We start from the raw sequence: 13,881 nt of genomic DNA, 5'->3' as shown, positions 1-13,881 counted from the left end.
TCAGCGCGGTAGCGCGGCCTGGCGTTCCTGCAGGAAGCGGCGGACGGCGGGGTCGCTGGCAAGGCCGATCGCCATGTCGAAGGCGTCGCGGGCCTCGGGATACGCATGGGTCCTGGCCAGTAACGCCGCACGTGCTGCCCAGTAGGGTTGATAGTCGACCAGCCGACCACCGACAGCGAGTGCCTCCACGATCTCGAGCGCGGCATGCGGGCCGTGCAGTTCGGCGATGGCCAGCGCGCGGTTGAGCGCGACCACCGGCGAGCCGGAGAGTGCGAGCAGCGCGTCGTAGATCTGCACTTCCGGCGTCCAGTCGGTACGCCCGCTGCAGCGGCGCTCGACATGCGCCGACTGCAGCGCGGCTTCAAGCTGGTGGCGGCCGATGCGGCCCAGCGTGCTCGCACGCAACAGCAATGCCTCGGCCTCGTTGATCATCACCGTGTCCCACAGCGCGACATCCTGCTCGGCCAGTGGCACGTAGTCGCCGTCTGCGTTGCGACGCGCGCGGCGTCTTGCTTCCGCGTGCTGCATGCAGGCCAGCAAGCCAAGCGCTTCCGGTTCCTGCGGCAGCATGCCGGCCACCAGGCCGGCGAGGAACAACGCTTCCGCGGTGAGATCGCGACGGACCATATCGGTGCCGCCGGGATCGCTCCAGCCTTCGGCGAAGGCGGCATAAATCGCATCCAGCACGCCGTCCAGCCGGCCGGCCAGTTCGTCGCGCGCGGGGATGGCAAACGGGATGCCGGCTTCGCGGATCTTCTGCTTCGCGCGCCCGAGGCGTTTGCCCATGGCATCCGGTGACGCGAGAAACGCGGAGGCGATGGTCTTCGCATCCAGGCCGAGCACCGCCTGCAACATCAAGGGTGCGCGGATGCCGGCATCGATGGCCGGATGCGCGCAGGCGAACAGCAACGCAAGGCGCTGATCAGGAATGGCCGCGTCATCCGTCACCGCCGACGTGGCTTCGTCGACCTCCGCCAGAATCTGCAACTGCACGGCGGCCGCTTCGCCACTGCGGCGGCGACGAATGCCATCGATTCCCTTGCGCCGGGCCACGGTCAACAACCACGCCTCCGGATTCGCCGGACAGCCGTTGCGCGGCCAGTCCGCCAGCGCGGCGGCAAAGGCTTCGGACAACGCGTCCTCGGCCGCCGCCATATCACGCATGGCGGCGGCCAGAAAAGCGACCAGCTTGCCGTAGCTGCGACGTGCGACGGCGTCGGCGGTACTGCGCGCCTGCGCCGCACTATCCAACTACATGCTCCAGACCGGCCGTACTTCGATCGTGCCATGGCTTGCGCCCGGGCAGCGCGCCGCCCAGGCCAGCGCCGCATCCAGGTCGGCCACGTCGATCAGGTAATAGCCGCCCAATTGCTCCTTGGAGTCCACATAGGGGCCATCCTGTACCTGCGACTTGCCGTCCGTGACATGTACGGTAGTCGCGACTGCAGTGTCTTGCAGGCGGTTCGAGCCGAGCAGCACACCGGCCGTCTGCAATGCCTGCGTATAGGCCCCATACGCCGCGACGGCCTGCTCCATCTCTGCCGGCGGCATCCGCGACCAGCCGCCCTCGTCCGCATACAGCATCAATAAATATTGCATCGGTGTTCTCCACAATGAGTGATCGGCGGGCAGTGTGCACCGCCATTCTCATGACGCGCGAGGTTCGGTGATTTGGACACCGCCCATCTTACCGATTGAACGAAAACCGGGGCGGAGGGCGTCGAATGCCTCCTGGCCTGGTTCCACCGCGTCCGGCACAGACGCAAGCTTGTGGGCAGCCCACGTCTTTTCGCCTCGGCCTGAAGTGTTGTCCCAAGGACGCGTTGCAGGTCCTCGAAAGCCGATGATGGAACCTGACCTGGGTGGCGCCTCTAAGATGCTTCGCTTCCATTCGGGCTCGACGAGAGCCGGTTTTCCTCGGGCAGCACATCGACATCCGGGCTGCTGTCGTCCGTCGCGCGGAGCCCGCCCATCCAGTGAATGGCGAAAGCGATCAGTCCGAGGACGACACCAAACGTGACGATGCCCGTCCAGCCGAAGCGGGTCATCAGCCAGCCGCTGACCGTCACGCCGAGCGCGCCGCCGAAGAAGGTGGCGGTCATGTAGAGGCTGTTGATGCGACCCTGAGCTTTCGGATCGACGGCGAAGGCACGCGTCTGGTTGGACACAAGACCCAACTGCACGCCGATGTCGAGCACGATGACGCCGATCACCAGGGCGGTGAGCGAAACCTCCGCGCCGATGAGGAGCATGTAGCCAAGCGTGACGATGCCGATACTCGTAGCAATGATATTGCGCGGCCCACGCCGGTCGCTCGCGCGCCCGCCAATGGAAGCAGCCAGCGCACCGGCCGCGCCGATGATGCCGAAGGCACCCGCCCATGCGCTGCCAAGGTGTCTAGGCCCGTTTGCCAGGAGCGCTGCCAGGTTGACCCAGAAGGCATTGAAACAGGCCCACAGCAGTGCCTGGACCATCATCGATTCGCGAAGCGGACGATGGTCCCGCGCGAGCGGCCACAGCGAAGCGAGCAAGCGTCCGTAGGACAGATTCGTGCTGGGCAAGCCTTGCGGGAGGAGCGAGGCGGCGGCGATCCAGACCGGGATCATGAATGCCGCTTCCACACCGTACACCGCGCGCCATCCGTAGGCCGCTCCAATCACACCGCTGATGGTGCGGCCAAGCAGGATGCCTATCATGATGCCGCTTGCGACCGTGCCGACCGAACGTCCACGTTCGGCCGGCGGCGACATGACGGCCGCGAAAGGTACGAGTTGCTGCGGCACGCAGCTGACGACGCCAAGACCGAAGGATGCCGCGATCAGCGGCCAGATGCCGGGCGCGAATGCCGCCGCCAATGCAAAGCCGAAGGCGAGCGCGATCTGGCCGAGCACGAGTTTGCGTCGATCGAAGCGGTCGCCCATTGGCAACAGAAAGGCCAGTCCGCTGGCAAAGCCGAGCAGCGCCGCGCTGGCGACGAGGTCGACTGCCGTCAGGTCGACCCGCAGGCTCGAGGCGATCAGCGGCAGAATCGGTTGGGTGCAATAGATATTGGTGATCACCGCGCCGGCGATGATCGCCATCATGATGATCTTGCCGCGGGACGCAACCGCAGGCACATGTGGGTTGATGGATACAACAGGCAGGCTGCTCATGTCGGCTGGACCACCTGCTTCGGAATCGAACGGGTCATGCGCGCCATGCGATTGGCCGCGTCGACGTACACCAGCTGTGGCTGATGCGCCATGCACTCGTCGCGCGGTATCACGGCGAAGGCGCCGATGATCAACACGTCTCCTGTCGATACGCGCCGCGCGGCGCTTCCGTTCACCGAGATGGTGCCCGAGCCTTCGTCGGCGCGAATGGCATACGTGACGAAGCGCTGCCCATTGGTGACGTTCCAGGCGTGGATCTGTTCATACGAACACATGCCTGCGGCGTCCAGAAGCTCGCCATCTATGGCAATGGAACCCTCATAGTTGAGCTCGGCGTGAGTCACGGTGGCGCGATGGATCTTGCACTTGAGCATGTTCAGTTGCATGGGTGTCTCGATGGCGTTGGGGAACCGGTCGACAGTCCGGGATTGTTGTAAATGACTTGCCCGCCTGCGTTAGGCGAAGGCCTCGGCGAGGAATCGCGCCAGCTGTTCCTGGTGTTGGGCGGGCAAGCCGACGGCGGGTGATGACGAGGAATCGCGGCCTGCATACCTTGGCGGTGCCGCCTCGCTACGTATCGCGAGTTGCGCCTCACGCACGAGAGGCTCGATATAGGTCCAGGCGCCCATGTTCCTCGGCTCTTCCTGGCACCAGATCAGCTCGGCGCCGGGGAATCGCGCCAACTCGCGAGTGAACTCATCCACCGGAAACGGATAGAGCTGCTCGATGCGAATCAGGTACACGTCGCGGCGTTCGAGTTTTTCCCGCTCGTCCAGCAAGTCGAAGTACACCTTGCCCGAGCAGGCGATGACACGCCGGATCTTCGCGTCGGGGAGAAGCTCCAGTGTCCTTCCCGCGACGTCGGCATCGTCCCGAAGCACGGGCTGGAACGATGTGCCTGTCGACAACTCGTCGAACGCGGATCTGCACCGACGATGCCGAAGCAGGCTCTTGGGCGTCATGAGGATCAGCGGCTTGCGAAAATCCCGCCGCACCTGGCGTCGTAGGATATGAAAGTAGTTCGCCGGCGTCGTGCAGTTGGCGACCTGCCAGTTGTTCTCCGCCGAACTCTGCAGGTAACGCTCGAGTCGTGCCGACGAATGCTCGGGGCCCTGTCCATCGAAACCATGGGGCAGAAGGCACACCAGCCCGGACATGCGCAGCCACTTGCGTTCGCCCGAAGAAAGAAACTGGTCGAAGACCACCTGCGCGCCATTGGCGAAATCGCCGAACTGCGCCTCCCACACCACCAGCGCGTGCGGCTCGGCCAGGGTGTAGCCGTACTCGAAGGCCACTACGGCTTCTTCGGAAAGCAGGCTGTTGAAGATGTCGAACGATGCGCCGTTGCCGGCGATCGAAGTGATCGGCAGGCATCGCTTGCCGGTCACCTGATCGTTCAGGACAGCGTGACGCTGCGAGAAGGTGCCTCGTTCGGTGTCCTGTCCCGTCATGCGAACTGACGTGCCTTCATTGACGAGAGTGCCGAGCGCCAGTGCTTCCGCGGTCGACCAGTCGATGCTGCTTCCGTCGGTGATCGTCTTGCCACGTGCATCGAGGAAACGTCGGACGGTGGGGTGCACGGTGAACCCGTCCGGGACGCGCGTCAGTGCCGCGCCCACCAAGCTCAATATCTCCGGCTCGACCGCGGTTTTGCCTTCTCCCGGCGCGCCGCGCGATGATCGCAGACCCTGCCAGCGTCCGCCCAGCCAGTCCGCCTTGTCCGGGCGAAAGTTCTGGCTCGCTTCGAACTCCGTATCGAGGTGGGCCTGCCATCTCGCCTTCATGCCGTCCAGCGCCTCAGCCGTCACGACGCCCTCGGCGCGAAGTCGATCCGCGTAGATCTCGAGCGTGGAGGCGTGCGAACGGATCGCCTTGTACATTAGCGGTTGCGTGAATGCCGGCTCGTCCCCTTCGTTGTGTCCGTAGAACCGGAAGCAGACCATGTCGATCACCACGGGTTTGCCGAAGGCCTGCCGGTACTCCAGCGCAAGCCGCGATACCGCGACCACCGCCTCCGGATCGTCACCGTTCACGTGAAAAATCGGCGCGTCGACCATCTTGGCCAGGTCGGATGGGTAGGGCGACGAGCGCGAATAACCAGGATCCGTCGTGAATCCGATCTGGTTGTTGACGATGAAGTGCACCGAGCCGCTGGTTCGATAACCTTCCAGCCCGGAGAACGCAAAGCACTCGGCCACCACGCCCTGGCCGGCGAAGGCGGCGTCGCCATGGATCAGCAAGGGAAGGATGCTCGACTGTTCCGCGTGGTCTGCCCGATGATCCTGCTTCGCACGTACCTTGCCGAGAACGACCGGATCCACGATTTCAAGATGCGACGGGTTGGCCAGGAGCGAAAGATGCACCTTCCGCCCATCGAACTCCCGATCCGCAGACGCACCGAGGTGATACTTCACATCGCCCGAGCCTTCCACGTCATCGGGCAGGAACGATCCCCCCTTGAACTCATGGAAGATCGCGCGGTGCGGCTTGCGGAGCACCTGGCTCAATACGTTGAGGCGGCCACGGTGGGCCATGCCGAGCACGACGTCGGTCACACCGTGGTGCGATGCCAGCTGGATGATCGCCTCCAGCGCGGGGATGGTGGCTTCGGCGCCGTCCAGGCCGAAGCGCGTGGTGCCGACAAATTTCTTGTCGAGGTAGCGCTCGTATCCCTTCACTTCGACAAGCTTTTCGAGGACGTCCATCCTCTCGTCATCGCTCAGCCGGCCGATCGGCGCATCGCCTTCGATCTTCTGCTGCAGCCACTGTCGTTGCTCGTGATCGGCGATGTGCATGTATTCATAGCCGATCGTTCCGCAATAGCGTTCGCGAAGCGCGGCCTGCAGCTTGCGAAGCGTCGTCTTCTCATGGCCCAGTACGCCATCGACGAACATCGTGCGATCCAGGTCCGCGTCGGAAAAGCCGTGCGCCCGATGGTCAAGCTCCACGGGCGGCGGCTCGCTTCGAAGGCCAAGAGGATCGAGCGACGCGTCGAAGTGACCTCGCATGCGAAATGCCTGGACCAGCGCCAGTGCGCCCACGGCATCCTTGATCGCCCTGATGCCCGTCTCGGCGGTGGATACCGTCGACTCTTGCGGAAAGGACGGTGGAGGGCGGGTCACGATGTCGCCAAGCGCTGCGCGCCACTGCTGGGGTAGCGAAGCCGGGTCCCGCTCGTATTTCTCGGCGAGAAACTCGATGTAAGGCGCGCTTCCGGTGTTGAGGAAGGATGTCTCCGCAAAGAAGTCGAGAAGGGAGTTTCGCGATAGGTCGTTCACGAGGCGAATCCTTACGAGAAGACTGCTGCAACGAGCGGCGGATCATTTCGCCGGGCCGTGTACCCATCCTTATGACTAGACAGGTCTGTCTACAAAGCTTGAGGTAGACAGGTCTGTATGTCAAGATCCAGAAAAAGGAGGCCGTCGCTCATGCCTGCAAATCCCGAAAACGCCGCTCCCGCCCGCCAGCGCATCCTGGATACGGCGGATCGTCTTTTCTACGGGGAAGGTCTCCGTGCTACCGGGATCGACCGGATCATTGCCGAGTCGGGAGTGGCGAAAATGACGTTCTATCGCCATTTTCCGGCCAAGCGGGACCTCATCGTGGCCTTCCTCGAGAGTCGGCGCAAAGAATGGATCGACTGGTTCCGCGCCGAGGTCGATGGTCGACTGAGGAAGCGGGGCGCGGGGCTGGAAGTCATTGCCGACGCGCTCGAGGCGTGGTTTGCATGGTCCGATTTCCGGGGCTGCACGTTCGTCAATTCGGTCGCCGAGGGAGCCCACGGCGAGGCGCCGATCGCCCGGGTCGTAGCCGACCACAGGACCGACCTGGCGGTCTACATCGAAGAGCTCGCGAATCGCCTGGAGCTGTCACGTCCACGACAGGTCGCCGAAGCGGTCATGGTCGTCATCGAAGGATCGGTGGTTCGCGCGCAGATGACGGGACGTCACGGCGATCCCTCCATCGGTCGCCTGCTTCTGCGCAGCGTTGCCCGTGAATTCTCTCGCACGACACAGAAGCGGTGATTCGCTTCAAAGACATACGGCACAAAGACATGGGCCTTTGTGAAACGCGAGGATGCCTCGATTCGATCGTGGCCGTGGTCCATCGTGATCGAGCCAGGAAGGCTGGCCGTGGGTTGTCGGGAGGGTACCGATGACCCCGATGCTTCCGGACATTCTCGCGACCGGCTTGTCTGCGGTATTCTGTGGCATCAATCCGGGCCAGCGTGCAGCGGGGGCAGGGCATCACTTCGACGGCCATGGCAATCGCTTCTGGCCGACCTTGCATCTGGCCGGATTCACTCCGATACAGCTTCAACCCTGCGATGACGCCAGGCTGCTCGAGTTCGGGTATGGCATGACCGCCGTGGTTCCACGTGCGTCGCGCTCCGCTGCCGATGTCCACGTTACCGAGTTACGCGCGGGACTGCGCGATCTCGAAGCGAAAATCCGCCGGTTGCGACCGCAAGCCATCGCCTTCCTGGGCAAGCCCGCATGGGCCGTTTATGTCGAAGGAGTCCCTTTTGCATGGGGGCGACAGACGCAATCGTTCGGCGGCAGCGAAGCGTGGGTGCTTCCCAATCCCAGCGGACGCAACCGGCATTTTTCCCTTGACGATCTCGTGGTTGCCTATCGCGAACTGCGACGGGCGCTCGACGTTCCGCGCGCCTTGTCTGCCTTGACCGCCTGAGCCGAAGCAAACTGCTGAGGCGACCCCATTGTTTTTCGCCATGCGATGGCCTGGCTTCAGGACATCGGCTCGACCCATGCAGCGCGCGAAGATCCCGGCTCGAACGGATCGCCGAAATACTGGGTCTCTCGTGCCACTTTCCCTTCGCGGAACTCCATGACGCTCACGGAGTAGGACGGTCGCTCATCGTAGGTCAAGACGAATTCCGTAACCCAGAGGTCGCCTGTGCCGACTATCCGCCGTACGGTGAAGCGTTTCCGGTTCGGCTGCGCGATGCGGGACGCCTGGATCTTCTGTCGCCCACGAATGCGCTCGCCCGACTGCGGATATTCGAGGACCGCGTCCTCGCGATAAATTCGGTGCTCTTCTTCGAAATCGTTCGCGTCGGAAGCCGCCCAGTGACGATCCAGAGCCGCCCGAATCTCTTGATCTTGCATGTCGGACCTCCATCGTCGATCCGCTGTTGCGCCACCGTACCATGGGTCCTTCCCGACGAGTGACGCGCGTTTTACGCGGCAACGCGCCTCCTGGTCGACGCCTCCGCCTCATGCAGAAAGGTCGTGAAGCCATCCTTTGCCGGTGAAAGGGAATTGAGCAGCATGACGGCGCTGACCTGTCCGCGATGGCCTGTGCCGTGGGTGATCACATGCATGAGCATCTCCTCGCGGGACATGCGCCCCGGGACACCGTCGGTGAACGTGAAGTCGATCCGGTCCGCCAATTGATCGCGATCGAGCGTCGACACGTAGTCGATATATTCCCGATCACTGTTCCTGATGTCCGCGGACAAGTGCTCCAGCGTCGGCATTTCGATTGAGTTGGCCGACGTGTACGCGTGGGCCTCCCGTCGCATGTGTGCCGCGAAGATGCGATCGACGATATAGCTATGGCTCAAGGCCTTGATGGCCAATCCGGTTATGGGGGAGTCGTCGCCAAGCCTGGCCAACGAGGTCAACAGTTCGTCGTTCGCCCAGGCTTTGTATCGGAACAAATGCTGCAATGTGTCGTGCATGTCGCTGTCTCCCGATGGATTTGCACATCTCGTGCGCTGCGGAGGTGTTGCCTTGTCATGTCCACGTTGGGCAGAATACGAGCGATCATTCGCGTTCGATACTCGCATCGGCGGCGTGGAAAAATGGCGCGCAAACCGCTTACAAAACCCAGGAAAGTCGCCTCTCAGGAGCGATCTCGCGCAACGGTCGACGTGCTCGTCGAGGCGACTGCTCGCATTCTGGTCAAGGAAGGCTTCGACAAGGCCAGCACCAATCGCATCGCGGAAGTGGCGGGAGTGAGCGTCGGTTCGCTCTACCAATATTTTCCCAGCAAGGAGGCGCTCGTTGCTGCCGTTATCGAACGCCACCAGCACGAGATCATGCAAGCGGTTCGGGGCGAGCTGGCGGATATCCTGTCTCAGCCGGTGGAGAAGGCGATGCGCAAGCTTGTCGCCGTCGCGGTCAAGGCGCACCGTGTCGATCCCAAGCTGCATTGCGCGCTCGCGGAGCAGATTCCACGCGTGGGCAAGCTCGAAAAGCTGGCAACCTTCAATCGTGAGAACTTCACCCTGTTCAGAACGTACCTCGAAAGCCACCGGGACGAACTGCGCGTGGATGATCTGGAGCTCGCCTCGTTTGTATGCGTGACCACGATCGAGGCGCTGACGCACAACGCGGTGCTGCACTATTCCAGGATACTTCCGGACGAAAAAATGGCGGCGCTCATCGACGAGGCCACGTGTCTCGTGACCGGATACCTGACGGGCTAGCTCAATAGCCCCGCGCAGTGAAAACAGGTCAAGTCGTACTTCTCAAAAAGTAAAATCCGAGCCCTGTTTTGTGCGTTTTTTGCGAAAGCCCGGGCCGAGCCTTTTCCCGTTCCTGGGCTTTCGCTTTTCGGCCCGGGGGCGGTCAGTTGCTGGCGGTCGAGTGCGCCACCACCGGCAACAGCACGGCGCTGCGTCCATCGGGGCCGTGTTCGATCGTCACTGTCGCCTTTTGGTAGTCCGACGGCTTGGCGAAAAGGATGTTGGGTACCCAGGTCTGCGGATTGCGGTCATAGAGCGGAAACAGGCTCGACTGGATCTGCACCATGATCCGGTGGCCGGGCTTGAACGCGTAGTTCACCGTGGGCAGGCGGAATTTGTATTCCTGTACCTGGTTCGCCGGGATCGGCGAGGGATCGGAGAAGCTTTTGCGATAGCGCCCGCGGAAGATGTCGAGCGACACCGGCAGCTCGTAGCCGCCCATCCCGGAGTCGGCCGGATAGCTGCCGGGGTAGACGTCGATCAGCTTCACCACGAAGTCACCATCGGTACCGCTGGTCCTGGCGAAAAGGTCGGCGATCGGTGCGCCCTGAACCGTTACGGCCTTGGTCAGCACCGGTGTGGTGTAGGTCAGCACATCGGGGCGGCTCTCGGCGAAACGCTGGTCCTGCACCAGCCAGGTACGCCAGCGATCGTTCTTCTGCGGAATCGGGCGCGGCAGATACGGCACCGGTTTGGACGGGTCGGAGACGTAGCTGTCATCGCCGTCGGCGGGCTGCTGGAAGCCCAGGCCCATGTCCGCCTGCAGGAAGAGCGGGGTGAGCTGCTGGTCGCTCGCCACCTTCCAGTCGGCGAAGCCGTCCCAGTGTTCTCCTACCGGGTTGTAAATCATCGCCTCGGGCAGCGGCTTGGGCAGCGGCGTGCCGCGCAGGTAGTGGTTGAACCAGGGGATCATTACGTTCTGGCGGAATTGCGCGGTGGTGTTGCCCGGCCACTTGAGCGGGCCCATGGTCCAGCCGTCGCGATTGATCTGGCTATGCCACCAGGGCCCCATCACGAGATGGTTGTTGGCGCCGTGCCCGGACTTCTTCAGCGCTTCCCAGGCGTGGACGGCACCGTAGATGTCCTCCTGATCCCACAGGCCCTGCAGCCACATCGTCGGCACGTTGGAGGGATGCGCGACGAGCAGCTTGTCGAGCGCCTGGAGTTGCCAGAAGGTGTCGTAGGCGGGGTGCGCGGAAAAGCGGTTCCACCAGGGAAGCTGTTTCAAGCCGTTGGCCTCGGCATAGGCGCCGGCCGAACCCGCGTCGAGGAAATTGGTGTAGTCGTCGTAGTCATCGCGCGACATGCTTTCTCCCTCGCCCTTCGCCGTCATCTGCCCGGTGAAGTAGTCGAGGTTCATCTGGCGCAGGGCGCCGTAGTGATACCAGTCGTCACCCATCCAGCCGTCGATCATCGGGCTCTCCGGCGCTGCGGCCTTCAGCGCGGGGTGCGGGTGGAGCAGGGCCATGGCGACCGTCCAGCCGTCATAGGACGAGCCGATCATGCCGACGTTGCCATTGGACTGCTTGATGTTTTTCACCAGCCAGTCGATGGTGTCCCAGGCATCGGTGGTGTCGTCGGTCTTGGTCGGGTTGAGCGGTCCCATCGGCGGCCGCGTCATGATGTACTTGCCTTCCGATCCGTATTTGCCGCGCACGTCCTGCCACACAAGGATGGTGCTGCCATCGGCCCAGTCCTTGTCGCCCGACCACACGGCGTCGGCCATGCGCGGGCTCTTGTCGGGCATGAAGCCGCTGGCCTTGTAAGGCGTGCGTTCGAGCAGCATCGGCAGATCGTGGGCGCCCTTCGGGATCACGATCACGGTGTGCAGCTTTACGCCGTCGCGCATCGGGATCATGACGTCGCGCTTGACGTAGTCGAAGTTGCCCTGCGGCTGCTTCCAGTCGGCCGGGATATCCGACGCGGTCTGGATCATGTCGGGCGTGATCTTCGCGGAATCCTGTCCCGCCGGGGACGCCGCGAATGCAGCGGCTGACAGGAGGAAGGCAAGCGAGACGAGTACCGGGCCTGGAGTGACAGTCTTCATGTGCAGCGGATCCTGATGATGATGGATGCGTCCGCAACCTATCACGGTTGCGCGGACTCGCGCATGGACGCAAACCCGGATCGGGCAGGATGTGCCTTTGCTCCGTGACTTCATTGCCCCGATGGGAGAAGCAGGCCAGCCGGTGACACCGCAATTGCGATCAAGCGTCTCGAAAGCGCTTGCGGTTACCCTGCACGGGTCTGTGGGTTCGTGGGGTGGTTGATGGTCGCTGCCGAGAAAGCGCTCTGGTTCATCGAAAGTCATTACGGCGAACCGTTGTCGCTCGCAGCCATTGCCGAATTGGCGGGGGTGTCGGCCTTCCATCTGGCGCGGCTGTTCCCTGCCATGACCGGCTATTCGGTGGTCCGCTATTTGCGTGCGCGCCGCTTGAGCGAGGCGGCGCGGCGACTGGCTGATGGCGCGCCGGACATCCTGGAGCTGGCGATGAGCTGCGGCTATGGCTCACACGAGGCGTTTACCCGGGCCTTCGGCGAGCAGTTCGGGATGAGCCCGTCACGTGTGCGCGAGCAGGGTTCACTCGCGGGCGTCGCCCTGATCGAACCTTGGCGAACTGCCGACGGCGCGGCCGTGGCGCTGGAGGAGCCGCGCCTGATGCGGGATGGCATGCGCCTTGTTGCCGGCGTGGGCTGTCGCTACGCATCGGACGAGACACAAGGCATCCCGGCGCAGTGGCAGCGATTGTCTTTGCAACATCCCGCGCTGCTGCGGCGAGAGCGCACGCCGTTCGGCGTGTTCTGCAACAGCGACGACGAAGGCCGTTTCGAATACATCGCCGGCGTCGATGTGCAGGATTTCGGAGGGCTCGATCCCGCGCTGGCCACCTTGCGCCTGCCTGCGCGCGAGTACGTGGTGGCCACGCATCATGGCCACATCTCCGCGATCCGCCGCACCTGGCAGGCCTTCGTCGGTGACTGGCTGCCGCGTTCGGGTTTGCAGGTGGCCGACGCGCCGGAGTTCGAGAAATACAGCCCAGGCTTCGACGATGCCACCGGGGTCGGCGACGTCGAGATATGGCTGCCTTTGCGCACCTTTTGATTTCCAACGAGAGAACCGTATGACGATTCGTTTCCATCCGCTGTTCCTGGTCGCCGCGCTGCTTTGCGCGGCCACGAGTGCCTGCGCCGCCACGGTCGGTGAGCTGCATCGAACGACCACCACGCCCACGGCGGCGATTCGCGACGCGAAGCACAGCGATGTGCTGCGCGTGACCGTCTGGTATCCCGCGATTGCCGGTGCGGTGGAGACGCCGCTGCTGGTCGGACCGCCGGCGCAACCGCTGTTCAATGCCGGCCGCGCGGCAGCCGATGCGCGGTTCGCCCCGGGACGTCATCCGGTGATCCTGCTATCGCACGGCTTCGGTGGCAGCGCACGGATCATGGCCTGGTTCGGCACGGCGCTGGCGCGTGCCGGCAACGTGGTGATCGCGGTGGATCATCCTGGCAACAACGGCCGTGATCCGATGACGATGGCCGGCGGCCTGCTGGTCTGGGAGCGTGCGGTGGACCTGAAGGCGGCACTCGATGCCGCACGACACGACCCGCAGATCGCCTCCCACCTGGATCCGCAGCGACTGGGCGTGGCGGGCTTTTCGCTGGGCGGCTTCACGGCGCTGCTGACTGCCGGTGGCAGGGCCGACATCGATCGATACCTGAAGTTCTGTCGCGAAAACCCGCACGATCCGACCTGCATGGCGCAGGCGGAGGCGCCGGACCAGACCATGGAAGCGCGCATTGCCGCCTTGAAGCAACCCGTGTTCGCTGCGCAGGCCAAGCTGGCCGGCGATGACTATTCGATACCCGGAATCAAAGCGGTGTTCCTGATGGCGCCGGGTGCGATCGAGGCGATCACCCCGGCCAGCTTGCGCGTACTGAAAACGCCGACCAGCATCCTGCTTGGCGATGCCGATCCAGTGGCCCCGCCGCGCAGCAACGGCGACCTTGCGGCGCAACGGCTACCCCATGCCACGCTGAAGGCTCTGCACGATGTCGGTCACTACGATTTTCTCGCCGACTGCACCGCCGCAGGTCGACAGCAGGTGCCGCTGTGCCAGCATCTGAAAGTTCCGCAGCAGCGCACCCACGCGACCGCAATCGCCGCCGCCGAAGCGTTCTTTTCCGCGAGTTGGCCATCTGGAAAAAATGCCGGGGACAACTTCTGACACCGCGTTC

At 63.6% G+C, this 13,881-nt stretch carries 13 protein-coding genes; 5 read left to right on the top strand and 8 right to left on the bottom strand.

Going from position 1 to position 13,881, the window contains the following annotated elements:
- From ACPPVV_RS11930 to ACPPVV_RS11910, 5 genes are all read right to left on the bottom strand, one after another.
- Positions 1–1,251 carry an RNA polymerase sigma factor gene (locus ACPPVV_RS11930; RefSeq protein ID WP_426700107.1) on the bottom strand — a complete coding sequence of 417 codons (1,251 nt, stop codon included), beginning with the start codon at positions 1,249–1,251 and terminating at the stop codon, positions 1–3.
- On the bottom strand, positions 1,252–1,599 hold the full coding sequence (locus tag ACPPVV_RS11925; RefSeq protein WP_426700106.1) for a YciI family protein: 348 nt from the start codon (positions 1,597–1,599) through the stop codon (positions 1,252–1,254).
- Positions 1,600–1,871: 272 nt separating this feature from the next.
- The gene (locus ACPPVV_RS11920; protein WP_426700105.1) at positions 1,872–3,152 is read right to left on the bottom strand and encodes an MFS transporter; all 1,281 of its coding nucleotides are present in this window, start codon (positions 3,150–3,152) and stop codon (positions 1,872–1,874) included.
- Entirely contained in the window at positions 3,149–3,538 is a 390-nt protein-coding gene (gene panD / locus ACPPVV_RS11915) for an aspartate 1-decarboxylase (RefSeq protein WP_426700104.1), read from the bottom strand. The genes ACPPVV_RS11920 and panD overlap by 4 nt, the downstream gene beginning before the upstream one ends.
- 69 nt (positions 3,539–3,607) lie before the next feature.
- A complete protein-coding gene (locus ACPPVV_RS11910; RefSeq protein ID WP_426700103.1) occupies positions 3,608–6,430 on the bottom strand; it encodes a 2-oxoglutarate dehydrogenase E1 component in 2,823 nt (940 codons plus the stop codon).
- A 150-nt stretch (positions 6,431–6,580) separates the two neighbouring features.
- Between ACPPVV_RS11910 and ACPPVV_RS11905 the strand changes: the two genes are divergently transcribed.
- Together ACPPVV_RS11905 and mug are read left to right on the top strand one after the other, a co-directional pair.
- Positions 6,581–7,177 carry a TetR/AcrR family transcriptional regulator gene (locus ACPPVV_RS11905; RefSeq protein WP_426700102.1) on the top strand — a complete coding sequence of 199 codons (597 nt, stop codon included), beginning with the start codon at positions 6,581–6,583 and terminating at the stop codon, positions 7,175–7,177.
- 130 nt (positions 7,178–7,307) lie between these two features.
- Positions 7,308–7,844 carry a G/U mismatch-specific DNA glycosylase gene (mug, locus tag ACPPVV_RS11900; protein WP_426700101.1) on the top strand — a complete coding sequence of 179 codons (537 nt, stop codon included), beginning with the start codon at positions 7,308–7,310 and terminating at the stop codon, positions 7,842–7,844.
- A 56-nt stretch (positions 7,845–7,900) separates the two neighbouring features.
- Here the strand turns inward: mug and ACPPVV_RS11895 are convergent, their stop codons facing one another.
- Together ACPPVV_RS11895 and ACPPVV_RS11890 are read right to left on the bottom strand one after the other, a co-directional pair.
- A complete protein-coding gene (locus tag ACPPVV_RS11895) occupies positions 7,901–8,281 on the bottom strand; it encodes a nuclear transport factor 2 family protein (protein ID WP_426700100.1) in 381 nt (126 codons plus the stop codon).
- A gap of 71 nt (positions 8,282–8,352) precedes the next feature.
- On the bottom strand, positions 8,353–8,856 hold the full coding sequence (locus ACPPVV_RS11890; RefSeq protein ID WP_426700099.1) for a DinB family protein: 504 nt from the start codon (positions 8,854–8,856) through the stop codon (positions 8,353–8,355).
- Positions 8,857–8,979: 123 nt separating this feature from the next.
- On the opposite strand from ACPPVV_RS11890, the gene ACPPVV_RS11885 reads away from it, so the two are divergent.
- The gene (locus ACPPVV_RS11885; protein WP_426700098.1) at positions 8,980–9,606 is read left to right on the top strand and encodes a TetR/AcrR family transcriptional regulator; all 627 of its coding nucleotides are present in this window, start codon (positions 8,980–8,982) and stop codon (positions 9,604–9,606) included.
- 142 nt (positions 9,607–9,748) lie between these two features.
- Here ACPPVV_RS11885 and ACPPVV_RS11880 read toward each other — a convergent pair whose 3' ends face one another.
- Entirely contained in the window at positions 9,749–11,692 is a 1,944-nt protein-coding gene (locus ACPPVV_RS11880) for a CocE/NonD family hydrolase (RefSeq protein ID WP_426700097.1), read from the bottom strand.
- A gap of 222 nt (positions 11,693–11,914) precedes the next feature.
- Here ACPPVV_RS11880 and ACPPVV_RS11875 point away from each other — a divergent pair, with 222 nt between their 5' ends.
- Both ACPPVV_RS11875 and ACPPVV_RS11870 read left to right on the top strand, forming a co-directional pair.
- Positions 11,915–12,748, top strand: coding sequence for an AraC family transcriptional regulator (locus ACPPVV_RS11875; RefSeq protein WP_426700096.1), 834 nt, complete (start codon positions 11,915–11,917; stop codon positions 12,746–12,748).
- 19 nt (positions 12,749–12,767) lie between these two features.
- A complete protein-coding gene (locus ACPPVV_RS11870; RefSeq protein ID WP_426700095.1) occupies positions 12,768–13,871 on the top strand; it encodes an alpha/beta hydrolase family protein in 1,104 nt (367 codons plus the stop codon).
- Positions 13,872–13,881 lie beyond the last annotated feature (10 nt).

The organism is Rhodanobacter sp. Col0626, assembly GCF_049994385.1.
Lineage (GTDB): Bacteria > Pseudomonadota > Gammaproteobacteria > Xanthomonadales > Rhodanobacteraceae > Rhodanobacter.
Note: the sequence above shows the minus strand (reverse complement) of the source record. Positions and strands in the feature narration are given on the sequence as shown.